18 protein-coding genes and 7 pseudogenes are annotated in these 24943 nt (G+C 69.6%); 23 read left to right on the forward strand and 2 right to left on the reverse strand.

Annotated elements, in window-relative coordinates; all coding sequences use genetic code 11:
- Positions 1 to 14: 14 nt before the first annotated feature.
- The 3 genes and pseudogenes from ileS (at position 15) to QQK48_RS14240 (ending at position 4910) form a co-directional block, all read left to right on the forward strand.
- A pseudogene (gene ileS, locus QQK48_RS20335) lies at positions 15 to 3217 on the forward strand (isoleucine--tRNA ligase).
- A pseudogene (locus QQK48_RS14235) lies at positions 3217 to 4045 on the forward strand (sulfurtransferase). The pseudogenes ileS and QQK48_RS14235 overlap by 1 nt, the downstream one beginning before the upstream one ends.
- 25 nt (positions 4046 to 4070) lie before the next feature.
- On the forward strand, positions 4071 to 4910 hold the full coding sequence (locus tag QQK48_RS14240) for an alpha/beta hydrolase family protein (RefSeq protein WP_284328900.1): 840 nt from the start codon (positions 4071 to 4073) through the stop codon (positions 4908 to 4910).
- Here QQK48_RS14240 and QQK48_RS14245 read toward each other — a convergent pair.
- Complete coding sequence (locus QQK48_RS14245; protein WP_284328901.1) at positions 4897 to 5079, reverse strand: hypothetical protein; 183 nt, start codon at positions 5077 to 5079, stop codon at positions 4897 to 4899. The genes QQK48_RS14240 and QQK48_RS14245 overlap by 14 nt on opposite strands.
- 280 nt (positions 5080 to 5359) lie before the next feature.
- Here QQK48_RS14245 and QQK48_RS14250 point away from each other — a divergent pair, with 280 nt between their 5' ends.
- The 7 genes and pseudogenes from QQK48_RS14250 to QQK48_RS14270 all read left to right on the forward strand — a co-directional run bounded on the left by QQK48_RS14250 (position 5360) and on the right by QQK48_RS14270 (position 9324).
- Positions 5360 to 6088: a bifunctional folylpolyglutamate synthase/dihydrofolate synthase gene (locus QQK48_RS14250; RefSeq protein WP_284328902.1), complete on the forward strand. Its 729-nt coding sequence runs from the start codon at positions 5360 to 5362 to the stop codon at positions 6086 to 6088.
- The gene (locus QQK48_RS14255; RefSeq protein WP_284328903.1) at positions 6063 to 6809 is read left to right on the forward strand and encodes a glutamate ligase domain-containing protein; all 747 of its coding nucleotides are present in this window, start codon (positions 6063 to 6065) and stop codon (positions 6807 to 6809) included. Before QQK48_RS14250 ends, QQK48_RS14255 begins: the two co-directional genes overlap by 26 nt.
- Before the next feature lie 170 nt (positions 6810 to 6979).
- Positions 6980 to 7150: a hypothetical protein gene (locus QQK48_RS20340; RefSeq protein WP_348523644.1), complete on the forward strand. Its 171-nt coding sequence runs from the start codon at positions 6980 to 6982 to the stop codon at positions 7148 to 7150.
- Positions 7147 to 7659 (forward strand): annotated as a pseudogene (locus QQK48_RS20345) (bifunctional folylpolyglutamate synthase/dihydrofolate synthase); the annotation flags it as partial. The gene QQK48_RS20340 and the pseudogene QQK48_RS20345, both read left to right, overlap by 4 nt.
- A 305-nt stretch (positions 7660 to 7964) precedes the next feature.
- The gene (locus tag QQK48_RS20350) at positions 7965 to 8384 is read left to right on the forward strand and encodes a glutamate ligase domain-containing protein (RefSeq protein WP_348523645.1); all 420 of its coding nucleotides are present in this window, start codon (positions 7965 to 7967) and stop codon (positions 8382 to 8384) included.
- On the forward strand, positions 8381 to 8854 hold the full coding sequence (locus QQK48_RS14265; RefSeq protein ID WP_284328904.1) for a DUF4233 domain-containing protein: 474 nt from the start codon (positions 8381 to 8383) through the stop codon (positions 8852 to 8854). Before QQK48_RS20350 ends, QQK48_RS14265 begins: the two co-directional genes overlap by 4 nt.
- Complete coding sequence (locus QQK48_RS14270) at positions 8851 to 9324, forward strand: hypothetical protein (RefSeq protein WP_284328905.1); 474 nt, start codon at positions 8851 to 8853, stop codon at positions 9322 to 9324. The genes QQK48_RS14265 and QQK48_RS14270 overlap by 4 nt, the downstream gene beginning before the upstream one ends.
- Here the strand turns inward: QQK48_RS14270 and QQK48_RS14275 are convergent.
- Positions 9300 to 9842: a type I phosphoribosyltransferase gene (locus QQK48_RS14275; RefSeq protein WP_284328906.1), complete on the reverse strand. Its 543-nt coding sequence runs from the start codon at positions 9840 to 9842 to the stop codon at positions 9300 to 9302. The two genes, QQK48_RS14270 and QQK48_RS14275, sit on opposite strands and share 25 nt — an antisense overlap.
- 84 nt (positions 9843 to 9926) lie before the next feature.
- On the opposite strand from QQK48_RS14275, the pseudogene ndk reads away from it, so the two are divergent.
- The 13 genes and pseudogenes from ndk (at position 9927) to QQK48_RS14335 (ending at position 24350) form a co-directional block, all read left to right on the forward strand.
- Positions 9927 to 10357, forward strand: a pseudogene (ndk, locus tag QQK48_RS14280) (nucleoside-diphosphate kinase).
- A gap of 126 nt (positions 10358 to 10483) precedes the next feature.
- On the forward strand, positions 10484 to 10972 hold the full coding sequence (locus tag QQK48_RS14285; RefSeq protein WP_284329411.1) for a YqhA family protein: 489 nt from the start codon (positions 10484 to 10486) through the stop codon (positions 10970 to 10972).
- Positions 10973 to 11032: 60 nt separating this feature from the next.
- Positions 11033 to 14613: pseudogene (smc, locus tag QQK48_RS22090) on the forward strand (chromosome segregation protein SMC).
- Positions 14614 to 14857: 244 nt separating this feature from the next.
- Positions 14858 to 15229, forward strand: a complete 372-nt coding sequence (locus QQK48_RS14295; RefSeq protein ID WP_284328907.1) for a hypothetical protein — start codon at positions 14858 to 14860, stop codon at positions 15227 to 15229.
- A 103-nt stretch (positions 15230 to 15332) separates the two neighbouring features.
- Positions 15333 to 16486: pseudogene (gene ftsY / locus QQK48_RS14300) on the forward strand (signal recognition particle-docking protein FtsY).
- A 250-nt stretch (positions 16487 to 16736) separates the two neighbouring features.
- Positions 16737 to 17966, forward strand: a complete 1230-nt coding sequence (locus QQK48_RS14305) for an ammonium transporter (protein ID WP_284328908.1) — start codon at positions 16737 to 16739, stop codon at positions 17964 to 17966.
- Between the two features lie 9 nt (positions 17967 to 17975).
- The gene (locus QQK48_RS14310; RefSeq protein ID WP_284329412.1) at positions 17976 to 18308 is read left to right on the forward strand and encodes a P-II family nitrogen regulator; all 333 of its coding nucleotides are present in this window, start codon (positions 17976 to 17978) and stop codon (positions 18306 to 18308) included.
- A gap of 342 nt (positions 18309 to 18650) precedes the next feature.
- Positions 18651 to 19517 (forward strand): [protein-PII] uridylyltransferase family protein, encoded by an 867-nt coding sequence (locus QQK48_RS20380; protein WP_348523651.1) that lies wholly within the window; start codon positions 18651 to 18653, stop codon positions 19515 to 19517.
- Entirely contained in the window at positions 19510 to 20091 is a 582-nt protein-coding gene (locus tag QQK48_RS20385) for an HD domain-containing protein (protein WP_348523652.1), read from the forward strand. Before QQK48_RS20380 ends, QQK48_RS20385 begins: the two co-directional genes overlap by 8 nt.
- Positions 20092 to 20197: 106 nt before the next feature.
- Positions 20198 to 21803: pseudogene (gene ffh / locus QQK48_RS14320) on the forward strand (signal recognition particle protein).
- A 5-nt stretch (positions 21804 to 21808) separates the two neighbouring features.
- A complete protein-coding gene (locus QQK48_RS14325) occupies positions 21809 to 22906 on the forward strand; it encodes an amidohydrolase family protein (RefSeq protein ID WP_284328909.1) in 1098 nt (365 codons plus the stop codon).
- Between the two features lie 84 nt (positions 22907 to 22990).
- Entirely contained in the window at positions 22991 to 24217 is a 1227-nt protein-coding gene (locus QQK48_RS14330; protein ID WP_284328910.1) for a ferredoxin reductase family protein, read from the forward strand.
- Complete coding sequence (locus QQK48_RS14335) at positions 24204 to 24350, forward strand: hypothetical protein (protein WP_284328911.1); 147 nt, start codon at positions 24204 to 24206, stop codon at positions 24348 to 24350. The genes QQK48_RS14330 and QQK48_RS14335 overlap by 14 nt, the downstream gene beginning before the upstream one ends.
- Positions 24351 to 24943 lie beyond the last annotated feature (593 nt).

Below are 24943 nucleotides of genomic sequence, written 5' to 3' on the forward strand. Positions count from 1 at the left end.
GGACGCGCACCGCGATGAGCACGTACCCCCAGCATCGGCCCGACGCCGAGGTTCCCGCCTCCCCGAGCCTTTCCCTCTGTTGAGGAGGACGTGCTCGCGTACTGGAAGCAGGACGGGACGTTCCAGGCGTCCATCGACAACCGTGCCGACGCGGAGGAGTTCGTCTTCTACGACGGTCCTCCGTTCGCCAACGGCCTGCCGCACTACGGCCACCTCCTCACCGGTTACGCCAAGGACGTGGTGCCGCGCTTCGAGACCATGCGCGGCAAGAAGGTCGAGCGCCGCTTCGGCTGGGACACCCACGGTCTGCCTGCCGGGCTCGAGGCGGAGCGCATCCTGGGCATCACCGACAAGTCGCAGATCGAGGAGATGGGCATCGCCGCCTTCAACAAGGCGTGCCGTGACTCCGTGCTGCGTTACACCGATGAGTGGCAGGACTACGTCACCCGTCAGGCGCGCTGGGTGGACTTCGAGAACGACTACAAGACGCTCGATCCCACCTTCATGGAGTCCGTGATCTGGGCCTTCAAGTCGCTGTACGACAAGGGCCTCGCGTACGAGGGCCATCGCGTGCTGCCGTACTGCTGGCGCGATGAGACGCCGCTGTCCAACCACGAGCCTGCGCATGGACGACGACGTTTACGCGTCCCGCCAGGACCCCGCGCTCACGGTGACCTTCCCGCTCGTGGACGGCCCCGGCGACCTCGCGGGCGCGGAGATCCTGATCTGGACCACCACGCCGTGGACGCTGCCCAGCAACCTCGCCGTGGCCGTCGGCCCCGAGATCGAGTACTCCGTGGTGGCTCCCGGCGCCGAGTCGGCGTTCGCCGGCCGCCGCCTCATCATCGGCTCCGCACGCCTGGCCGCCTACTCCCGCGAGTTGGGTGAGGACGCGACGGTCGTCGCGACCGTCACCGGCGCCGCGCTGGGCGGGCTCGCCTACACGCCGCCCTTCGCGTACTTCGCAGGTTTCGAGAACGCCCACCGGGTGCTCGTGGCGGACTTCGTGTCCGTCGAGGACGGCACCGGAATCGTCCACATGGCCCCCGGCTTCGGTGAGGACGACGCGGCCGTGTGTGCGGCCAACGGCATCGGCACCGTGGTGCCCGTGGACTCCAAGGGCCGCTTCACCGCGGAGATCACGGACTACGTGGGTGAGCAGGTCTTCGACGCCAACCCCGGCATCATCAAGGACCTCAAGGCCCGCGACCTGGTGCTGCGCCACGAGACCTACGACCACAGCCTATCCGCACTGCTGGCGCTGCCGCAACCCTGATCTACCGTGCCATCTCCTCGTGGTTCATCAAGGTCACCGACTTCCGCGCCCGTATGGTCGAGCCTGAACGAGGACATCACCTGGGTGCCCGAGCACATCAAGGAGGGCCAGTTCGGCAAGTGGCTCGAGGGGGCGCGCGACTGGTCCATCAGCCGCAACCGCTACTTCGGCACCCCCATCCCGGTGTGGGTCAGCGACAACCCCGCCTACCCGCGCACCGACGTCTACGGGTCCTTCGAGGAGCCTGGAGCGCGACTTCGGCCGCCTGCCGCTGAACGAGGAGGGGCAGCCCGACCTGCACCGCCCGTACATCGACGACCTCACGCGCCCCAACCCCGACGACCCTACGGGGCAGTCGACGATGCGCCGCATCTCCGACGTGTTCGACGTGTGGTTCGACAGCGGCTCCATGCCGTTCGCGCAGGTGCACTACCCGTTCGAGAACCAGGACTGGTTCGACACCCACAACCCGGCGGATTTCATCGTCGAGTACATCGGCCAGACCCGCGGCTGGTTCTACGTCATGCACGTCCTCGCGACCGCGCTGTTTGACCGCCCCGCGTTCTCGACGTGCATCTCGCACGGCATCGTGCTCGGTTCCGACGGCCGCAAGATGTCGAAGTCGCTGCGCAACTACCCGGACGTCAACGAGGTGTTCCACCGCGACGGCTCGGACGCGATGCGCTGGTTCCTCATGAGTTCGCCCATCCTGCGCGGAGGCAACCTCATCGTCACCGAGGAGGGCATCCGCGAGGGCGTCCGCGAGGTGATGCTGCCGCTGTGGAGCCTCGTATTACTTCTTCACGCTGTACGCCGGTGCCGCCAACGGCGCCACCGGCTACACGGCCAAGCCCCTTGCGGCCGATGCCGTGGCTGGGCTTCCGGTGATGGATCGCTACGTGCTGGCCAAGACGGCCGAGGCTCACCGAGGCGATGGCGTCGCAGTTGGAGGCGTACGACGTCCCGGGTGCCTCCGACTCGCTCACGCAGTTTATGGATCTGCTGACCAACTGGTACATCCGCACGCAGCGCGATCGGTTCTGGGATGAAGACGCCGCGGCGTTCGACACCCTATGGACCGTGCTGACGACGGTGACGCGCCTGGCGGCACCCTGCTGCCGCTGGAGACCGAGGAGATCTATCGGGGCCTCACCGGCGAGCGCTCGGTGCACCTGACGGACTATCCGACGGTCGAGGCCGCGTGGGTCGACTCGTCGCTCGGCGGCGTCATGGACCAGGTGCGCGAGGTCGTCTCGGCTGCCCACGCCCTGCGCAAGGCGGAGAAGATTCGCGTCCGTCAGCCGCTCGCGGCCCTCGAGGTTGCGGTGGCCGAGCCGCACGCGCTCGCTCCGTACGCCGATCTGATCGCGTCCGAGGCTCAACGTCAAGGCCGTGCGCGTCGTCACCGCCGAGGACTTCACCGCGGCCCACCCCGTCGAGCAGCGCCTCGCCGTCAACGCCCGCGCGGCCGGCCCGCGCATCGGCAAGGACGTCCAGGCCGCCATCAAGGGCGCCAAGACCGGCGACTGGTCGGTCACTGACGGACAGGTGGTGTCCGGCGGTATCGCGCTGGAGGAGGGCGAATACGAACTCGCCACCGTCATCGGCGGCTCGGACGACGCCGCGGACGAGGCCGCTGCGGTGCTCGGCTCCGGCGGCTTCGTGCTCCTGGAGACCGCACTGACCCCCGAACTCGAGGCAGAGGGCTACGCCCGCGACGTGATCCGCGTGATCCAGGACACCCGCAAGGCCGAGGGTCTTCAGGTCAGCGATCGCATCGTGCTGACGCTGACCGTCCCCGCCGACCGCGTCGATGCCGTGACCACGTGGACCGAGGCTCATCGCGGGGAGACCCTTGCGGTGGACCCCGCCACGGGTGCCGCGCGCGTCACCGTCTCCGGCGATGGCGACCTTGCGGCCGTCGTCAGCGTCGCCAACTGATGCCCCTGGTGACCGTCGCCGAGCTCCGTGAGGAGCTCGGCGACGCGCACGCCGGCGCCGTCCGCCTCCTGGACGTGCGCTGGTCGCTCGCGCAGCCCGACGGCAAGCCTGCGTACCTCGACGCCCACCTCCCGGGGGCCGTCTACGTCGACCTCGACACCGAGCCTCGCGGCGCACGGTGAACCCTCCGACGGTAGGCATCCGTTGCCGGACCATGCCGCCTTGCAGGCCGCTGCGCGGCGCTGGGGGTTGAACGACGGCGACACCGTCGTGGTCTACGACGACGGGCCGTCGCTGGCCGCCGCCAGGGCCTGGTGGTTGCTGCGCCACGCCGGCGTGGATGCGCGCATCCTCGACGGCGGGCTCGCCGCCTGGATGGCGGACGGCGGTGCGGTGGAATCCGGCGCCGTCGACGTCGCCGCAGGCGCCACGTCGCTCGCGTGGGGCCTCATGCCGGTCATCGACCTCACCGAGGCCGCCACGTGGCCCGCGCACGGCGTCCTGATGGACGCGCGAGCGCCCGAGCGCTTCCACGGCGACGTCGAGCCCGTCGACCCCCGTGCGGGCCACATCCCCGGCGCCGTCAACGTCCCCACCGCGGGCAACGTGGGTGAAGACGGGTGCTTCCTGCCCAGCGCGGTCCTCGCGGCGCGCTTCGCCGACGCGGGCGTGGGTCACGATTCCGAGGTCGCCGTGTACTGCGGTTCCGGCGTCACCGCTGCGCACGAGATCGCGGCGCTCGAGGTCGCGGGCGTGCGCGCGGCCCTCTACCCGGGGTCGTGGTCGCAGTGGTCGAACACTCCGGGGGCCGAGGTCGCGACGCGCTGACCCTGCGGCTGGTTGACTGGGGCGCGTGCGCACCCTCGTCATCGAAGACCGCAGCCGTCGCTCCTGGGCAGATCCGGTGTCCCCGCGTCCGCTGCGCCTGACCGTCTGGGAGCCCACCAACGGTGAGGGCGAGGCTCCCCTCACGCTCCTGTCACACGGCACTGGGGGACAGGTGGCCCAGCTCGGATGGCTCGCCCAGGCGCTGGTCGCGGCCGGTCACGTGGTGGTGGGCGTCGATCACCACGGAAACACGTCGGCCGAGGCCTATCTGCCGGAAGGGTTCGCGTGCCCGTGGGAGCGTCCTCGAGACGTCAGCCTGGCGCTCGACTGGGCGCTTGCCGCGTTTGCCGTCGACGCGACCCGGGTGAGCGTCGCGGGTTTTTCGCTGGGCGGCTACACGGCCGCGGCGCTCGCCGGGGCTCGGCTCGACCCACGGGTGGTGGAGGCGGTGCTGTCGGGTGAAGCGCCGCTGCCTCCGCTTCCAGAGATGCCTGACCTTCTGGAGCGACTGGCCTCACGCTACGACGGCGCCTCGCTCGCAGCGCTCGTCGCCGCATCGGCCGCCGACGTCGCCGATGCCAGGGTGAGCCGCGCCGTGATGCTCGCCCCGAGCATCGGCTCGCTGGTCGATGACGCGTCGCTCGGCGAGATCCGCACGCCTGCGTTGGTCCTGTGGGGAGATGCCGATGCCGAGGCGGAGCCCGGCGAGAATGCTCGGCGCTACCTCGCCTCGATGCCGCACGCCGAGGGGTGGTCGATGGGGCGTGCGGTGGCGCACTACGACTGGATCGCGGACGGTGAGGCGGGCGACAATCTGCGCCGGAACGCGTTGCCTGCGATCGTGGAGTTTCTTACGCGTCGGTGATGGCGATCGCCGCGTTCGCGGTAGGGCTTTCGGTGGGCTCGGTGCCGCCAAGTCCGCCCGCGAGCCACAGGATGCCGATGACGATTCCCATGCCGACGAGTGCCGCGACGCCCGCCATGACGAGCGACCAGCCGGTCGACAGTTGGCGGTGGCCGTACTGATCTCTCACGCTCGCATCATCTCATCGTCAGGGGTTCGGGCGTTGTCAGACGGGGCCCGCCAACCGCCCCGAACGGCAGTGAACGGGGTCGCCGGGGCGGCTTCCGGCGCGACGTGGCGTGCGTGCGTTCTCGCGGCATCGGCGTGCCGTCATCGGTGTGTCGCGCGCCACCCTCATCAGGAGGCGCGATTCGGAGCAAAATGCCTGGTAAATCCGGTAAAGAGAGGGTCAAGAAAATTCGTGGTCGAAACGGTCATTCTCACGGCTTGGCGTGCCGCACAATATCTCCGTGAACCACCCCTCCATCGCAGGCCTCAGCCCTGCCGACGCCGAGCGTGAGATCGACGCTCTGATCTTCTCCCGTAGCCCCGAGTCGGACCATGCCGCAAAGTTGCGTCGCGTGTCCGCCGCCCTCGCGCGCCTGGGTGATCCCCATCGCATGCTGCGCATCGTCCACGTCACCGGCACCAACGGCAAGACGTCCACGAGCCGCATGATCGAATCACTGCTGCGCGCTCATGGCCTCACCACAGGCCTGTTCACCTCGCCCCACCTGACCACCTTCCGCGAGCGCATCCAGATCGACGGACAGCCGCTGGCGCAGGAGGCCCTCGTGCGCCTCTGGGATCGCGTCTCCCCGGTCATTCAGGCGATCGACAACGACTCGCTGGCCGCGGGCGGCCCGCGCATGTCGTTCTTCGAGATCCTCACGGTCTTGGGCTTCACGGCCTATGCCGACGCCGGCGTCGACGTCGCCGTCATCGAGGTGGGCATCGGCGGTTCGCGCGACGCCACCAACGTGGGCGACGGCGAGGTCGCGGTCCTTACCCCCATGGCGGAAGACCACTCGAACTACTTCGTGGGCGGGATCACCGGTGTGGCCTCGGAGAAGTCGGGGATCATCAAGGAGGGCGCCACGGTGGTGTCCGCCATGCAGCCCGAGGTGGCCGAGGACATCATCCGCGCCGCAGCCTGCGAGCGCGGGTGCCGTCATGCGCTGGGAGGGCGTGCACCATGAGGTGCTCGGGCGCGTCGCCGACCCCGCCGGTCAGGTGGTGCGGATGCGCAGCATGGGCGCCGTCTCGGAGGCCCTCGTGCCGCTGCACGGCGACTTCCAGGCGCAGAACGCGATGATCGCGCTGGCGGCCGTCGAGGCGTTCCTCGAGCGTTTCCACGAGGTGCCGGCCGCCGAGGCGCTGGACTCCGACGCGGTGGCTCGAGGCTTTGCGGGAGCCACCTCGCCAGGGCGTCTCGAGGTCATCTCGGACCAGCCGACCATCGTCGTCGATGCCGCCCACAACCCTCACGGCGTTGAGGCCCTCGCCGCCACCCTTCCCGAGGCCTTTGGCTTCTCCTCCACCGTCGGCGTGGTCGCGGTGCTTGCGGACAAGGACGGGGACGGCATCCTCGCCGGCCTCGAGCGCGTGGTCGATCACGTGGTGGTGACCCAGACCACCTCGCCTCGGGCCACGCCTGTCGACGAGCCGGCCGCCGCCGCGCGCGAGGTGTGGGGAGCAGAGCGGGTCACCGTGGCGCCCACGGTGGCCGAGGCTCTCGATGTCGCGACCCAGATGGCGCTCGGCTCCGGTCCGGACGCGGGCGTTCTGGTCGCGGGCTCGATCACCCTGGTCGCCGCGGCGCGCATGGTGGTCCAGCGTGAGCACCTCGCGCAGGTCAAGATTGTCCCGGAGCGCCTGGCAGACGCGGGCGAGTCCTCCACGGAGACCATCTCCGCGTAAGCCACCACGAGCGATTCCCAAGGGTGAACGTGACGGATGAGGCCGACGGGACGGCCGGCCGGGTCGCATCGGCCCCATCTGTCTCACCCGTCACGGGATACCTTGGGAGTCGCCGCGCGGGGGAGGGCGGTGGCGCGGGCGGCGAGCGTCGGGCGTGGAAGACTGTCCCCATGCCTGACACATCCGACTTGGTACTCGGCGGCCTCACCCCGGACGAGGCCGAGCGCGAGATCTACCAGCACATCCTGTCCCGCAACCCGGAGCATGACTTTGAGCCCACGCTCGACCGCGTGCGCGAGGCCTGCGAACTCCTGGGCGACCCCCAGAGCCCTTCAAGGTGATTCACCTCACCGGCACCAACGGCAAGACCTCGACCGCCCGGATGGCGGAGTCGCTGGTACGCGAGCACGGGCTGCGCACGGGACTGTTCACCTCCCCGCACCTCACGAGCGTGCGCGAGCGCATCCAGATCGACGGAGAACCCATCGGGCAGGACGACTTCATCCGCCTGTGGGGCGAGGTCGCGCCCATCATCCACCTGGTCGACGCCCGGTCCGTGGAGACGGGCGGCCCGCGCCTGTCGTTCTTCGAGGTCCTCGTGGTGCTCGCGTACGCGGCGTTTGCGGATGCCCCCGTGGACGTCGCGGTGATCGAGGTGGGTATGGGCGGCGTGTGGGACGCCACCAACGTTGCCGATGGCGACGTGGCCGTCATCTCGCCCATCTCGATGGACCACGCCCAGTGGCTCGGCGACACCCTGCAGGCGATCGCGACCGAGAAGTCCGGCATCATCAAGGACGGTGCCGCGGCGGTGATCTCGGCTCAGCCCGAGGTGGTGCTGCCCGTGCTGATCGATGCCGTCGCCGCGCGGGGCGCAAAGGCCCGCTGGGAGGACAACGACCTCGAGGTCGTGGACCGCCAGCCCGGCGTGGGAGGGCGCTCGTCACGCTGCGCACCACCGCCGCCACGTACGCCGAGATCTTCGTGCCGCTGTACGGCGCGCACCAGGCCCACAACGCGCTCTTGGCGCTCGCGGCGGTGGAGGCGCTCCTGGCCGATGGTGCGGAGCCCCAGGCTCTCGCGGCCGATGCCGTGGAGGCTGGCTTTGGTGCCGTCACCTCGCCGGGACGGCTTGAGGCCGTGCGGACGTCGCCGATGGTGCTGGTCGACGCGGCACACAACCCCGCGGGCATTGACGCCCTCGTGGAGGCACTCGAGGAGTCGTTTACGTTCCAGACGCTCGTGGGCGTGGTGGGCGTGCTCGCCGACAAGGATGCCGAGGGCATCCTCGCCGGGCTCGAGCCGGTGCTCGACCACGTGGTGGTGACGTCGTCGCAGTCGCCGCGTGCCATCCCGGCCGATGACCTGGCCGAGATCGCGATCGACCTGTTCGGCGAGGACCGGGTCACTGTGGCCGCGTCGCTTCCCGACGCGATCGACGAGGCGGTCCAGCGCGCGGAGCGGGATCATGACATGGGGGCCGGCGTCATCGCCGTCGGCTCCGTCACAGTCGTGGCAGAAACCCGCATCCTCATGCGGGCCGACGAGCGTAAGGGAACGGGACAGGCACGATGACGGACCAGACCTCGGAACCGGCCGTCGCATCGGCCCCGCGCAAGCCCCTGCGCTCGGCGCAACTGACGTTCCGCCAGACCGTCCTCCTGTGCGAGGCATTCACCATGTTCTTTGCGACCCTGCTCGGCTTCGGCCTGGTGCAGGGCGGATCGCTCGACGCACCCGCAGGGCTCATCATCGGCGGCGGCCTCGCACTGACGGTGCTGATGGGTTGGTCGGCGGGCGCGCAGTCGAAGTCGTGGGGCGTGTGGCTCGGCTGGGGCATGCAGGTCCCGCTGCTCGCCGCGGGCGTCGTGGACACCGCCATCACCATCATGGGAGCCGTGTTCCTGGTGCTGTGGATCGCGGCGCTGCGCATCGGCGGCCGTATCGACCGTGAGCGCGCGGAGCGAGACGTGGCCTTTGAGGAGCGTCTGGCGGCCCAGGAGCGTGAGGCCGCTCAGCCCGAGGTGGGGGAGAGCCCCGCATGAGCCGCATGGCGTGGCGACTGTTCGCCGATGCCGTGGTGGGCGTCACCGGTCTCGTCATGCTGTTTTGGGCGTTGGAGACCGTCTACCTGGTGAGCGCGGAGGCGACGAGGGAGGGCATCGAGGCCAGCCTCGAAACCTCGACCTACGTGCTGTTGTTCCTCGGCCTCATCCTCGGCGCGAGCGCCATGTATGACGCCCTGCGCCAGTGGTCGATTCACCTGCGCTTCCACCCGCGCGAGTCGCAGGCGCCGGCCTGGCTCCTGACCATCGTCATCGTGCTCGGAGCCGTGGCGCTGCTCGTGGGTCTCGTGGTCCACACGGCATATGTCGCGGACCTCGCCACGGTGCCGGCGCGGCCCAGCCAGGGTTACGTGCTCTTCCAGGTCACGGCCGCGCTATTCATGCTCGTGCCGCTCGTGCCCCTGTCGGTGCGCTGGGCTCCCGGCTACCGCCGCGCCCGGTTGGGCTGACGCCCTAGTCGACCGTCACCACGGACTCGACGGCGTACTCGGCGAGGCGTTCGCGGCCGGGCAGGCCAGCGATCTCCATGAGGAACGCGAAGCGCACGCTCGCCGCGCCCGCACGCTCCAGCATGTCGGCGACCGCACGCGCGGTGCCTCCCGTGGCCAGCACGTCGTCGATCACGAGGACCCGCTTGCCCGCGAGGCCGTTGGGGCTCACCACGAGCCTCCGAGGCGCCGTACTCGATGGTGGCGTCGGCCTCCAGGAGTTCCCCTGGCATCTTGCCCTTCTTGCGCACCATCGACATGCCGATGCCCATCGCCTGCGCCACCACGGGCGCGAAGATGAACCCGCGCGCGTCCACGCCCACCACCACGTCGATCTCGGCGTCCGGCGTCAGCGCGTCACACGCCTCCTTGAACCGCACGGGGTCCGCGAGGATGGGGGAGATGTCGTAGAAGAGGATGCCCTCGACGGGGAAGTCGGGGTAGGTGTCGAAATCGGCGAGCGTGATCACGTGCCCCATGGTCCCACGCCCGCACGCGTGCCGTGCCCGCGACAGCATCGGCCGTTCGCTTGAGCGCTACCCGCGGCATGTATTCTCGCGGCCATGACCGTCCCCACCGAACGCACCCTGATTCTCGTCAAGCCCGACGGCGTGGAGCGCGCCCTGGCGGGCGAGATCCTGCGCCGTATCGAGGCCAAGGGCTACACGCTTGCCGCCGTTCAGGCTCGTCACCCCCACGGTGGAGCCTGCTCGAGCGTCACTACGAGGAGCACGTGGGCAAGCCCTTCTACCAGCCGCTCGTCGACTTCATGCTGTCCGGCCCGGTGCTCGCCATCGTGGCGGAGGGCGACCGCGTCATCGAGGGCTTCCGTTCGCTGGCAGGCGCCACGGACCCCACCACGGCAGCCCCCGGCACCATCCGAGGCGACCTGGGCCGCCAGTGGCCCACCGCCGTGATCCAGAACCTCGTCCACGGCTCGGACTCCACCGAGTCCGCCGCGCGCGAGATCTCGATCTGGTTCCCCTCGCTGTGAGCGGCCTGAAGCCCGTCGAGACGGGCCTCGAGAAGACCATCTTTGCCACGCGATGGCTGCTGGCGCCCATGTATCTGGGCCTGGTGGTCGGCATCGTGATGGTCGCCATCATGTTCTTCAGCGAGCCTGTGGCACCTCATCACCGAGTTCACCATCACCGGAGACGAGCCCACCGAGGCCGACGAGCCGACGGTGCAGATCCTGTCGCTCATCGACATCGCACTGCTGGGCAACCTCATCCTCATCGTGATCTTCGCTGGCTACGAGAACTTCGTGTCGAAGATCTCGGCCGCCGAGGAGTCCGAGGACCGCCCGTCGTGGATGGGTCACGTCGACTTCTCCGGCCTGAAGATGAAGCTCATCGGCTCGCTGGTCGCGATCTCCGTGATCCTGCTCCTGAAGGACTTCGTCGCAGCCTCCGACCCGGAGAAGGCGTTGGACTACGAGGCCGTGGCGTGGCGCATCGGCCTCCACTTCACCTTCGTCATCTCGGGGCTCCTGTTCGCGATCATGGATTATTGGGGCGCGAAGCGCCTGAAGATCATGCATGACATGCACGCGGCTGATGGCGTCAAGGCCGACGACCTCGAGCCGTACGACCCTGCCGCGCAGTAAGCGGGGCGCCGGTGGCGCGCCCCGTGCTTCCAGGCGTGGCGCGCCACTAGGCTGACCCCCGTGCATCTCAAGACGCTGACGCTCCGGGGCTTCAAGTCCTTCGCGTCCGCCACCACCCTCGAGTTCGAGCCAGGCGTGACCTGCGTGGTGGGGCCCAACGGCTCCGGCAAGTCGAACGTCGTCGACGCGCTCGCGTGGGTCATGGGCGAGCAGGGCGCGAAAACCCTGCGCGGCGGCAAGATGGACGACGTCATCTTCGCGGGCACGTCCGGGCGCGCGCCCTTGGGTCGTGCGGAGGTGTCGCTCACCATCGACAACTCGGACGGCGCCCTGCCCATCGACTACACCGAGGTGACGATCTCCCGCACGCTGTTCAGGACAGGCGGCTCGGAGTACGCGATCAACGGCTCGCAGTGCCGCCTGCTCGACATTCAGGACCTACTGTCCGATTCGGGCCTTGGCCGCGAGATGCACGTCATCGTGGGCCAGGGACAGGCTCGATGCCGTCCTGCGTGCCACCCCGGAGGAGCGCCGCCACTTCATTGAGGAAGCCGCGGGCATCCTCAAGCACCGTAAGCGCAAGGACAAGGCCCTGCGCAAGCTCGACGCGATGCAGGGCAACCTGACGCGCGTCACCGACCTCACGGCGGAGATTCGCCGCCGCCTGGGTCCGCTCGGCAAGCAGGCGGAGGTCGCGAGGCGTGCCCAGTTCATTCAGGTCGACGTGCGCGACGCCAAGTCGCGACTGCTGGCCGATGACCTGGCTCAGATGCAGGCGCGGCTCACCCAGGAGAAGGCCGACGAGTCCGCGCTGATCGAGCGTCGCGAGGAGATCGAGAAGGCGCTCGGCGAGGCGCGAGCACGGCTCGCCGCACTCGAGCAGGCCGCCGCCGAGGCGACTCCCGCGCTGACTAGGGCGAACGACACGTACTACCGGCTCTCGGCGCTGCGCGAACGCCTGCGCAACCTTGAGTCGCTCGCGCAGGAGCGCCTGCGCATGCTCGGCACGCACACCGATGCCGCTCCGCCCACCGATCTTGTTGACCTCGATGAGCAGCCTGGACCGTGCGCGTGACGCCAAGGCGGAACTCGACTCCGAGGTCGCCGCGGCAGCCGTAAGTCTCGAGGCTGCGGAGGTTGCGCGCCGCGAGGCGGAGGACCTCGCTGAGCGATCCGAACGTCACCTGGCGAACCTGTTGCGGTCGGTCGCCGACCGTCGCGAAGGCGTGGCGCGCCTCGCGGGAGACGTCGCCGCACGGCGCTCGCGCGTGGAGGCCGCCGAGGCCGAGATTGGCCGCCTACGTGAGTCGAAGGACGCCGCCTTGAAGCGCGCCCATGAGGCCACCACCGAATTCCAGCACCTCGAGACCACGGTGGCATCGGTCGAGGACGGGGAGGAAGACCTCGACACGGCTCACGAGGCCGCGACGGCCGAGTGGGACGCGGCCAAGGCTGCGCTCGACACCCTCAAGGAGGCGGTGCACACGGCCACGCGCGAGCGTGACACGCATGCGGCGCGCGCCGAGGCTCTCGAGTTGTCGTTGGCACGCAAGGACGGGGCGGGGGAGTTGCTCGCCTCGGGCTCGACCGCGGTGCGTGGCACCGTCGCAGCGCTGATCGAGGTGGAGGCCGACGCCGAGGACGCGATCGCGGCTGCGCTTGGCCCGCTGGCCGATGCGCTCGCCGTCGACTCCGTCGAGCAGGCCGTCGATGCGATCCGGTGGCTGCGCGACGAGGACGCTGGCCGCGCTCGGTTCCTCGTGGCCGATGCGGCGGCCAGGGCGGACAACCCGCAGGCGTCGCTTCCCGCGGGCGCCGCTTGGGCGAGCGACCTCGTCTCCGGCGCGGGAGGCATCGTCGACACGGTGCGTTCGCTCGTGTCAGGTGTCGCGGTGGTGGACGACCTCGCTGCGGCGCGGGCGCTTGTCACGGCGGTGCCGGAGGTAACGGCCGTGACCCGCAGGGGTGACGTGCTGGGTGCACGCTCGGCCTTTGGCGGGGCGGGGGACGCCCCTTCGGTCCTGCACATGCAGGCCGCTCTCGATGAGGCACGTGCCAAGCGCGACGTTGCGGCGGCAGAGGTGGAGCGCACCACGTTCGCGCTGCGCGAGGCTGAGGAGCGTGCGTCGCAGGCGCGCGTCCGCCACGAGTCGACGCTGGAGCGCCTGAACGAGTCCGACGCCCGCATGGCCGCGGTGGCTGAGCAGGCTCGGGCACCTCGGCGCGACCGCGCGCGCGGCGAAGGACGATTCCGAGCGCCTCGACGGTCAGATCGCCGCTGCGCAGGAGCGGATGGCAGTCCAGGCTCACGAGCTCGAGTCGCTCGCGGAGCGCCTCGCGGCCGCACAGGCCGAGCCCGAACAGACCGAGTCGGATACCGCCGAGGCTCAGACGCAGCGGGACGAGGATGCGCAGGCCGCCGTGGCGGCGCGCGCCAAGGAGACCGAGTCGCGCCTGCAACTGCGGACGTCCGAGGAACGCGCCAGGGCGCTTCAGGCACGTGCCGAGTCGCTCGAACGCGCAGTGATCGCCGAGCGTGACGCGCGTGCGCGCGCCGAGGAGGCCGCCAAGCGCCGTGCCCGTCAGGCGCTCGCCGCCCGCGAGGTCATCGCCGGTTGCGCCGATGCGTTGGTCGCGATGGACAGGTCCGTGGCGCAAGCAGATGACAACCGCGCCGCCGCCGAGGCGGCACGGGCGGAGCGCTCGGGCGAACTGGGCGACGTACGTCGACTCGTGGAGGCTCACGCCGAGGAGCACCGCAAACTGACGGACGACGCGCACCGCGACGAGGTGGCCCGTGCCCAGGCTCGCCGTGCGCCTCGAGCAGGCTCGAGCAGCGCGCGGTGGACGAGCCTCGGGATGGACCCGGCTCAGGCTCGTCGAGGAGTTCGGCCCCCACCTCGCGGTGCCCGTGCGCGACCACTCCGCGGACGCATCGGACGACGACGCGGCCGAGCCCCGCACCGAGCCGTACGTGCGCGAGATCCAGGAGAAACGGCTGCGTGCCGCCGAGCGCGCCATGAACCAGGCCTAGGACGCGTGAACCCGCTCGCGCTGGAGGAGTTCGCCGCCCTCGAAGAGCGACACAAGTTCCTCCAGGACCAGGCTCACGGATATCAAGAAGTCGCGCGAGGACCTCATGGAGATCGTGCGCGAGATCGACGAGCGCGTCGAGCAGATCTTCGCCGAGGCATTCGCCGACACGAAGGCGCAGTTTGACCGGGTCTTCCCGCGGTTGTTCCCCGGCGGCGAGGGCCGCTTGGTGCTGACCGACCCCGGCAACATGCTGACCACAGGCATTGAGGTCGAGGCCCGGCCCGCGGGCAAGAAGGTGAAGCGGCTTTCGCTGCTCTCGGGCGGCGAGCGGTCCCTCACGGCGGTGGCAATGCTGGTGTCGATCTTCAAGGCGCGTCCCAGCCCGTTCTATGTGATGGATGAGGTCGAGGCCGCGCTCGATGACGTGAACCTGGGGCGCCTGCTGGAGATCTTCCGCGAACTGCAGGAGGACTCGCAGGCTCATCGTCATCACCCACCAGAAGCGGACCATGGAGATCGCGGACGCGCTGTACGGCGTAACGATGCGCGGTGACGGTGTCACCACGGTGATCTCGCAGCGTCTGCGCGACGGCGACGCCGCGTAGCGAGCCCCCGCCGGACGTCTCAGGGACCTGAGGGCGGCGTTCGTTACACTTGTCGGTGGCAGCGCCGCCACCGTCAGCGCGGGCCTCACGGCTCGCGGATTCGACGGTGCCCTCCCTTCTCCCTTTACGGCGTCAGCGTGCCCGTGGGCCCGGGGCTGAGGGAATCGCCGCCTGAATCCTGGTGTTGGCGTCACCGTTGGTTCACGCTGAATGTCCGAATTGTCCACTCGTCAGGAGTTCCCCGATGCCGTCCTCGCTCGTCTCCGGTCTGACCGTCGCCGTCCTCCTGTCGGTCGCGGTGTTTGTGATCGCGGCATTTGCTGAGGGCCGGGCGCAGCACCTGCTGCGCATCGTGTTGCGTGTGGACGAGCGTCGCGGCATGGACCACATGTACGACGAGGTCGAGCGCGAGGAGTCCGCTTGGGACCTCCTCAACCAGATCGACTCGGAGCCGGAGACTGAATCCGGCAAGGAGCGCGCGGTGGTCTGGGCGCGGGAAGCGGCCCATGAGGCCAAGGAGGTCGCGCTTCACGCCCGCGACCGCGTGCAGGCGATGCGCGGCGCCGAGCCCGAGCCGGCTGCGACGACCGGCGAGATTGTGCTGCGCCGCCAGTAGGCGGGTGCTCGACGTGACACGCGCGGCCGCGCTCGTCGTCTGCGCGCTCGTTGCTGCCGCACCTCCTGTCCTGGTGCGCGCGCGTTCCTGACACACTGGTGCCATGGACGTGACCTGGATCCCCGGAGACGCCGACCTCGTCGTCGTCATCATTGCCGCCCTCGCCGTCATCGGTGGTGCCGTCGCCGCGGTGCGTCGTGGAGGCAAGACGCCGCCCGCGTCGCCGGACACGGCACAGCGCCCGGCCGATGCGCCACGCGCCACGGTCGATGACGCGACCGATACCGCGGCACCAGTGGCCACGAGGACGCTCCCCGCCGAGGCGGCGGTGGTGACCGAGGCGCCGGAGGCGGCCGAGACTCGCCTCGCCCGCCTGCGCTCACGCCTAGGCGGTGGGCTGGGTCAGAGCCTGCTCGCGATCTTCTCGCGGGGCACGCTCGGAGAAGACGACTGGGACGAGCGAGGAGACGCTTCTGCTCGCCGACGTGGGCGCCGCGGCGACCGATGACATCCTCGACGCGCTGCGCGCTCGGCTCAAGAACTACCCCGACGCGGATCCGCGCGCGACGCTCCGTGAGGTGCTGCTCGAGATCGTCGATCCTCACCTTGACCGCGACCTGAACCTTGCGGCGCCGGGCTCCGGTGCCTATGAGCCGATCGTCGTGGTCGGCGTCAATGGCGTGGGCAAGACCACCTCGGTGGGCAAGATCGCGCGCGTCCTGGTGGCCGAGGGGCGCACGGTGGTGCTCGGCGCCGCGGACACGTTCCGCGCGGCTGCCGCCGACCAGGCTCGAGACCTGGGGGCGCGCGTCGGCGTGCCCGTGGTCCGCTCAGAGATCGACGGTGCCGACCCGGCATCGGTCGCGTTCGATGCCGCGGCGCGGGCGCGCGACGACGCCGCCGACGTGGTGCTGATCGACACGGCGGGCCGCCTGCAGAACAAGGCCGGCCTCATGGATCAGGTAGGCAAGATCATCCGCGTCTCGTCCAAGGTGGCCGCCCCCGTCGAGGTGCTGCTGGTACTGGATGCCACCACGGGTCAGAACGGCATGACCCAGGCCAAGGTCTTCGCGGAGGTCGCACCCATCACGGGCATCGTGCTGACGAAGATGGACGGCACTGCCAAGGGCGGCATCGTGGTCGCGGTTCAGCGCGAGCTCGGAGTGCCGGTCAAGGCTCATCGGGCTTGGCGAAGGTGCCGATGATCTGGCTCCGTTCGACGCCGAGCAGTTCGTCGACGGGCTCCTCGGCGCCTGACGCGCCACCGGATCGGCGCCTCACACGCGCCCCGCTCGACGCCGCAGGCCGCCCGCGCGCCACGGCGTGCCTGGGCCATCAGAACGGGCATTTCGCGGCGCCGGTTCCCGCTTTTCCTCCCTCGCAACACACGTTTTACCTCCGCGCACGCCTTGTAACGGTGCGGAAACATGACGGTGTTTCAGGGGCAACACTTCTTCGCCAGGCTGACCTGTGACTCGCCGAGGGGCGAGAACAAAGGAGAAGCAGAATGGACAGCGGCAACATTGCCTGGCTCCTGACCTCTGCATCGCTCGTGCTCCTGATGACGCCCGGTCTGGCGTTCTTCTACGGTGGCATGTCGCGTGGCAAGTCGGTGCTGAACATGATGATGATGAGCTTCGGCGCCCTGGCGGTCGGCGCCGTGGCGTGGGTGCTCGTGGCCAACAGCATCTCGGTCGGCGACTCGATCGGCGGCCTGTTCGGAGACCCCACCTCGGACTTCCTTCTCGGCTCGTCGTTCGCTTCGGGGGATGGTGAGGCCCTCATCTCGACCGGCTTCGGTGCAACCTTCGCGATCATCACCGTCGCGCTGATCTCCGGTTCCGTCGCGGACCGCATGAAGTTCAGCGCCTGGATGGTCTTTGCCTTCGTGTGGGTCATCCTTGTCTACTCGCCCGTCTCGCACTGGGTCTGGGGCGGCGGCATTCTCGCCGAGGGCGGCGGTATCTTCAACGCTGACTGGTTCCCGCAGGACTTCGCGGGTGGCACCGTAGTCCACATCAACGCCGGTGTCGCGGGCCTCGTGATGGCCCTCCTGCTCGGCGTCCGCAAGGGCTTCGGCAAGGAGCCCATGCGTCCGCACAACCTGCCGTTCGTGATGCTGGGCGCCGCGCTCCTGTGGTTCGGCTGGTTCGGCTTCAACGCCGGTTCCGCCTTCGCCGCGGACGATTACGCCGCTGCCGCGTGGGTCAACACCACCACCGCCACCGCTGCCGCGATCCTCGGCTGGCTTCTCACGGAGAAGATCCGCGACGGCAAGGCCACCTCGCTCGGTGCCGCCTCCGGTGTGGTCGCCGGTCTGGTCGCGATCACGCCTGCCGCGGTCGCCGTTGACCCGTGGGGCGCTCTGCTGATCGGTGTCTTCGCCGGTATCTTCTCGGCGCTTGCCGTGGGTCTCAAGTACAAGTTGGGCTACGACGACTCGCTCGACGTCGTGGGCGTCCACCTCGTCGCCGGTCTCTGGGGCACCGTGGCCATCGGCCTCTTCGGTACCACCACCTTCGGCGCCTGGGAGGGTCTGTTCACCGGCGGTGGCCTCGGCGGCCTCTGGGCACAGATCGTCGCGGCTGGCGTCACCATCGTCTACTCCGCGATCGCTACGCTGATCATCGGACTGGCCATCAAGTACACCATCGGTCTGCGCGTGAGCGAGGAGGTCGAGGTTTCTGGAATCGACCTCGCCGAGCACGGTGAGACCGCCTACGAGGAGGCGAAGTAGCAATGAAGCCTGGTCACTGCGATCATCCAGCCCCACCGCACGGACGAGGTCCGGGCCGCTCTCGAGGCCGCAGGCGTCAAGGGCGTCACGGTCTCCGAGGCTGCCGGCTACGGCCGCCAGAAGGGCCACACCGAGGTCTACCGCGGTGCCGAGTACACCGTTGACCTGGTGCCCAAGACTCGTCTTGAGGTGCTAGTCGACGACGCCGACGCCGCCACCGTGACCGAGGCCATCGTCTCGGCCGCGCAGACCGGCAAGATCGGCGACGGCAAGGTCTGGACGGTTCCGGTCGACGACGTGGCCCGTGTCCGCACGGGTGAGCACGGCGCCGACGCTCTCTAAGGAGTCACCGCACACACATGGAGCACAACCCCAGCGCTGCTGAGGGCTCCGACGCTGAGGTCCCGCACCCTTCCGGGGTGCGGGACCTCAAGCGTCTGAGGGCCGATGCAGCGGCGCAGATGTTCGCCGCAGGAACCCCCGGCCCGGAACGCAGGCGGCGCCTCACGGCGCTCGTGCGCGAGGCACTCGTGGCCCACTGGGCCGACGCCTCGGGACCTCACGAAGGCGTCGCGCTTGGCGCGGTCGGTTCGCTGGGCCGCGCCGATGCGGGGCCGTGGTCCGATCTCGACCTGGTCCTGTTGCACGACGGTCGCACGTTGGGCAAGGACGAGCCTCGCCGATTTGGCGCAGTCTCTGTGGTACCCCATCTGGGACGCAGGGCTCGAGCTCGACTACTCGATGAGATCGCTCACCGAGTGCCGCCAGGTGGCCTCGAAGGACCTCGCCGCCGCGGCCGGGCTGCTCGACATTCAGCCGCTGGCGGGCGACGACACGCTCGTCGCGCAGGCTCGTGCGGCGATCTATCAGGACTGGCGCGCTGCGTCGCGCAAGCGGCTACCCGAACTGCTCGCGGCGTCGCGAGCACGCGCGGAGCGCCACGGCGAGATTGCCTACCTGATCGAGCCGCACCTGAAGGAATCGCGTGGGGGGCTGCGCGACTACATGAGTTTGTCCGCGCTGAGCGCGACCTGGCTGACTGACCGCCCGCACGGCGCGGTCGACGCCGCGGGGGAGCACCTGCGTGACGTGCGCGATGCGTTGCACCACGTCTCGGGCCGCCCCGTCAACGTTCTTGGCCGTCACGTGGCCGACGAGGTCGCCGACCTCATGGGCTTCGGTGACCCCGACGACCTGCTGGCCTCGCTTGCCGATGCCGGCCGCACCGTCGCCTATGCGCTCGACCAGACCGAGCGCGGGGCCCGCGGCTCGCTGGAGCGCTCGGGCATCGGCTCCGTGGCATGGAAGGCGCGGCGCATGGCGCGAGCGCCGCGCCACGTCACCGTGTCCGAGGGGCTCATCGATGTGGACGGCGAGCCTCGCGCTCGCGCCGTCGGTCGACCCGCAGCGGGACCCGCTGCTCGCCCTGCGGGCAGCGGGCGTGGGCGCCATCACGGGGCTACCCTTCACGCCCGGCCTCCTCGAGGCGATGCAGGCCGTTCCCGCGATCGAGGAGCCATGGCCCGAGCAGGCCAGGATTCACTTGCGTGATCTCCTGCGGGGCTCGCACCACCTGGTGGCCGTGTGGGAGGCGCTCGACCTCCACGGCCTCGCGGTGCGCTGGCTGCCCGAATGGGAGGGCGTGCGCAACAGGCCTCAGCGCAGCCCCATCCATCGGTACACCGTGGACCGTCACATGATCGAGACGGTGGTACTTGCGTCCAAGCACAAGCGGGACGTCCCCGATCACGACCTGCTGCTGATCACGGCGTGGCTGCACGACATCGGCAAGCGCCAGGGCGCGACGGACCATTCGGTGGACGGCGCGGCGCTGATCCCCGGCATCGGCGCCCGCCTGGGGTGGACTCCTGGCTTTGCCGCTGACGTCGAAACCCTGGTGCGTCACCACCTGCTGCTGTCGGTGCTGTCCACCACCAAGGACCCCGACGACCCGGCGACGGTGAAGGAACTGCTCGAGCCACTGGGGCATCGGCGTGACCTGCTGGTGACCCTGCGCGCCCTCACCGAGTCCGATGCCCAGGCGGCCGGGCCCAAGGTGTGGACGCCGTGGCGCGCGACGCTCGCGGACGCGCTCACGGCGAAAGCGATGCCGCTGACCCGCTAGCCCTCTCACCCGTCTTCCTGCCGTACATGCGACCATCTGCGGCAGGCGGGTGGGTGATGCGGAGCCCAGGTAGTCTTGAGCCCGCACGTTTTTCGAAGGGACACCTGTGTTCGCCAACCTCTCCGACCGCCTCACGTCGACGTTCCGCAACCTGCGGGGCAAGGGCCGCCTGTCCGAGGCGGACATCGACGCCACCATCCGCGAGATCCGCCGCGCCCTGCTCGACGCCGACGTCGCGGTGCCCGTGGTCCGCACGTTCACCGGCAACATCCGGGAGCGCGCGCTCGGCGAGGAGGTCTCGGGTGCACTGAACCCCGGCCAGCAGGTGGTCAAGATCGTCAACGAGGAACTCGTGGCGATCCTCGGTGGCGAGGCTCGTCGCCTCAACTTCGCGAAGTCCGGCCCCACGGTCATCATGCTCGCCGGCCTCCAGGGTGCCGGTAAGACCACCCTCGCAGGCAAGGCTCGCGCACCACCTCAAGGAAAACGGCCAGACCCCACTGCTGGTCGCCGCCGACCTGCAGCGCCCCAACGCCGTCAACCAGGCTTCAGGTGGTCGGCGAGCGCGCGGGCGTGCCCGTGTTCGCTCCCGAGGCGGGCGTCACCCGTGAGGGCGAGCGCGTCAAGGGCAACCCCGTCAAGGTGGCGAAGAAGGGCCTCAAGGAGGCCGAACAGCGTCAGCACAGCGTCGTCATCGTCGACACCGCCGGCCGCCTGGGCATCGACCAGGAGCCTGATGAAGCAGGCCGCGGACATCCGCAAGGCCATCGATCCCGACGAGGTCCTGTTCGTCATCGACGCGATGATTGGTCAGGACGCCGTCGCGACCGCGCAGGCGTTCGACCAGGGCGTCGACATCACCGGTGTGGTGCTGACCAAGGCTCGACGGCGACACCCGCGGTGGTGCGGCGCTGTCGGTGCGTGAGGTCACGGGCAAGCCGATCCTCTTCGCGTCCACGGGTGAAAAGCTCGACGAGTTCGAGGTCTTCCACCCGGACCGCATGGCGAGCCGCATCCTCGACATGGGCGACATCATGACGCTCATCGAGCAGGCCGAGAAGAAGTTCGACCAGGCCGAAGCCGAGCGTATGGCCGCCAAGGTCACCAAGGGCGAGGACTTCACGTTCACGGACTTCCTGTCGCAGATGCAGCAGTTGAAGAACATGGGCTCGATGAAGAAGATGCTCACCATGCTTCCCGGCATGGGCCGCCTGCGCGACCAGATCGAGAACTTTGACGAGCGCGAGCCTGGTGCGCACCGAGGCCATCGTGCAGTCGATGACCCCGCTCGAGCGCGACAACCCCAAGGTCCTCAACGGTTCGCGCCGCGCGCGTATCGCACGAGGCTCCGGCGTCACGGTCGCGGATGTCAATTCGCTCGTCAAGCGCTTCGAGCAGGCTCAGCAGATGATGCGCGCCATGGCCAGGGGTGGCGGTATGCCGCAGGCTTCTCGGTCAGAGCGGTGGCGCCCCCGGTGCATGGGGTGGAATGCCAGGCGGCAAGAAGTCCAAGGGCAAGCAGGCACCCCAGAAGAAGGTCAAGGGCAAGTCCGGCAACCCCGCCAAGCGCGCGCAGCAGGAGGCGGCGGCACGCAACAAGGCCGCAGGCTCCGCAGGCGCCCGCGGGGAGCGCGTTCGGCCTGAACCAGCAGCCCGAGGACTTCGACGCCTCGAAGCTCGAGTCGGATCTCGGCAAGTACCTGGGTCGGTAGGGCCGATGCCGGGGGAGAGCGGGCAGGACGTCCTGCACCTCACCGGCCCGGTCCTCGTCGATGACGAGACGGTCCGCGCCGAGGCGTGGGTCGTTGGCGGGCGCATCACGTTCGAGCGCCCTCGCCACGGCGGTGCCGTCACCACGCTTGCGGGCGTGGTGTTGCCTGGCCTGGTGGATGTGCACTGCCACATCGGCCTCGACTCCGGCGGCGCGACCGACCGGGACCTCGCCGTCAAGCAGGCGACGGTCGACCGGGACGCCGGGACGCTGCTCATTCGCGATGCGGGCAGTCCGCTCGACACCGCGTTTGTGCACGGCCGCGAGGATCTGCCGCGCCTGATCCGTTCCGCCCGCTTCATCGCGCGCCCCAAGCGCTACCTGCGCCACTACGCGCGTGAGATCGACGCCGTCGACCTTCCCGCGGTTGCAGAGGACGAGGCCCGCAAGGGTGATGGCTGGGTCAAGTTGATCGCCGACTGGATTGACCGCGAGGTCGGCGACCTCACGCCGCTGTGGGAGCCACGTCATCTGGCCGATGCCATGGCGAGGGTCCATGCCGCAGGCGCCAGGGCCACGGCGCATACGTTCTCGACGGAGGCGATTGGTCCGCTCCTTGACGCGGGCATCGACTGCCTCGAACACGGCACCGGCATGACGGACGCCCACATGACTACGGCCGCGGCGCGCGGCGTGCCGGTGGTCCCGACGCTGTTGCAGGTCGACAACTTCGCGGGCTTCGCCGACCAGGGTGCGGCGCGTTTTCCCGCGTACGCGGCACGGATGCGGCGGATGCACGCGCGTCGCTATGACCACGTGCGTGACCTACATGACGCAGGGGTGCCGCTCCTTGTGGGCACCGACGCGGGAGGAACGCTCGGCCACGGCCTGCTTCCGCGTGAGGCGGCGGAGATGGCCAAGGCCATCCCCGCATCGGCCGTGATTGCCGCCGCCACCTGGCGCGCCCGCGCCTTCCTCGGCGTCGACACCCTCACCGAGGGGGCCAGCGCCGACCTGGTGGTCTACGACTCCGACCCGTGCGACGACATCGCGGTGCTCGCGACACCCCGCGCCGTGGTCCTGCGCGGCGCCAGGGTCGCCTAGGAGTTCCCTGGGGATCGGCCCAGGTTCGTCGCTTCGCGTACCTGCGGCCAGCGATACTGGTGGCACCCCGGACCGAGGAGGACCATGACTGCGGTCGACACCGCCGCCCGCGCCCGAGCGACGGCCTGGCGTTCCTGGTGGGCAGATGGCCTCGAGGCCGCCGTCTGGCTCGCCGCCGTGACCGGCATTGCGTTCATGATCGCAGGCGGGTCACTCGCCTACGCGAGCAGCGCCGCCGACTGGACCTACGCGTTCGGACGTGCGCTCGGCATCGTCGCGGCGGTCCTGATGATGGCGCAGGTGCTGCTCGCGTCGCGAGCGCCGTGGGTGGAACGAGTGCTCGGCCACGACCGCGCCATCGCCCTGCACACCCGGTGGGGCAAGGTCGCGATCGTCCTGATGCTGGTGCACCTGACGATCATGACCACGGTGACCGCCTCCTACGATGGCCGTTCCGTGGTGTCCCAGGCGCTCACGTGGCCGCAGTACGGCTGGTGGATGCTTGCGGCGTTGGTGGCGGGCGTCGCGTTTCTGGTGGTGCTCGTGACATCACTGACGGCGGTGCGCCTGCGCTGGCCGTACGAGCGCTGGCACGCCGTCCACCTGCTCGTCTACGTGGGCGTCGCGTTCGCCGTGCCTCATCAGTTCCTCGAGGGATCGACGTTCCGTTCCGGGGGAGTGGCGTGGTGGTTCTGGGCCGTGCTGTGGGTGGTGTCGCTTGGGTCGTTCGTCATCTTCCGCATCGCACGCCCGCTGGTGTTGCTCGAGCACCACGACGTCCGGGTTGAGTCGGTGACGCCGCTTCCCGACGGTTCGACGACCGTCACCATGACGGGCCGCTACCTGGATCACCTGCATGCCCGGCCGGGACAGTTCTTCCTGTGGCGCTTCCTCACCCCAGGGCTCGCGTGGCAGCACCACCCGTACTCGCTGTCCGCGGCCCCCGGAGACCGTCTGCGCATCACCGTCAAGCCCTCGGGTGACGGCTCCCGAGCGCTCGCGGGCCTCACGCCAGGCACTCGCGTCATCGCCGACGGGCCGCTCGGCGTCTTCCACCACGGCACCCGTACCGGTCATGGCCTGGTGCTGGTCGCCGCGGGCATCGGCGTTACGCCGGTGCGAGCGATGCTTGAGGAGTGTGGCCCGGAGGACGAGGTGACAGTCGTGATCCGTGCACGCTCGCGCGACGAGGCGCCCCTGCTCGAGGAGGTCGAGACACTCGCCGTCGAGCGCGGCGCCAAGGCTCATCGTGGTACTCGGGCCTCGCGGCGACTCGTGGGGATCGGTGGACCAGCCGATGGCCGTCCGTGACCTCGTCGACGAGCCCGCGACGACCGATCTGTACGTGTGCGGCCCGAGCCCCTGGGCGCAACAGGTCGCCGACGACGCTCGCGCCTCGGGGCTGAAGCCCGACGCGATCCACCTCGAGAAGTTTGGATGGTGACACCATGAGGACCGAACGAGCAGCCATCGTGGTGGGCGCCTCGGCGGTGATCCTGACCGCGGGCGTCATCGCGGCCCCCGACGTCGCCGACCAGGACGTCACAGGCGGCGCGACAGCCGAGCCAGAGGCGAGCACCTCCACCGAGGGATCGGCGACTGACTCCAGCGCGGAGTCGACCACCGAGGACGCGACCACGGACTCCGGCTCCAACGGAGGCGTCACCGGCACCTTCGATGGCCCCGTGGTCTCCAACATCCGCGGGGACTACCAGGTGAGTCTGACGTTCGAGGACGGGGTGCTGGTCGACGTCACCTTCCCCGTGGCGGGGACCTCGGCGCCCGAGTCGACCAGGATTAACGACAACGCCCTGCCGCTGTTGGAGGAAGAGTTCCTCGAGGCGCAAGGCCTGGGACGTCGAATATGTCTCCGGAGCCAGCTTCACGTCTCCTGCCATGGTCGAATCCGCCCAGGCCGCCTTCGAGGACGCGGGCCTGTGACCCTCACCCGCACCGTCACGGCTATGGCCATGGACGTCACGCTCACCGTGGTGGGCGACGTCGCCGAGGACACGGCCGATGCCGTTGTCGGCTATG

Origin of the sequence: Demequina litorisediminis, from assembly GCF_030161615.1 — a bacterium.
Taxonomy (GTDB): domain Bacteria; phylum Actinomycetota; class Actinomycetes; order Actinomycetales; family Demequinaceae; genus Demequina; species Demequina litorisediminis.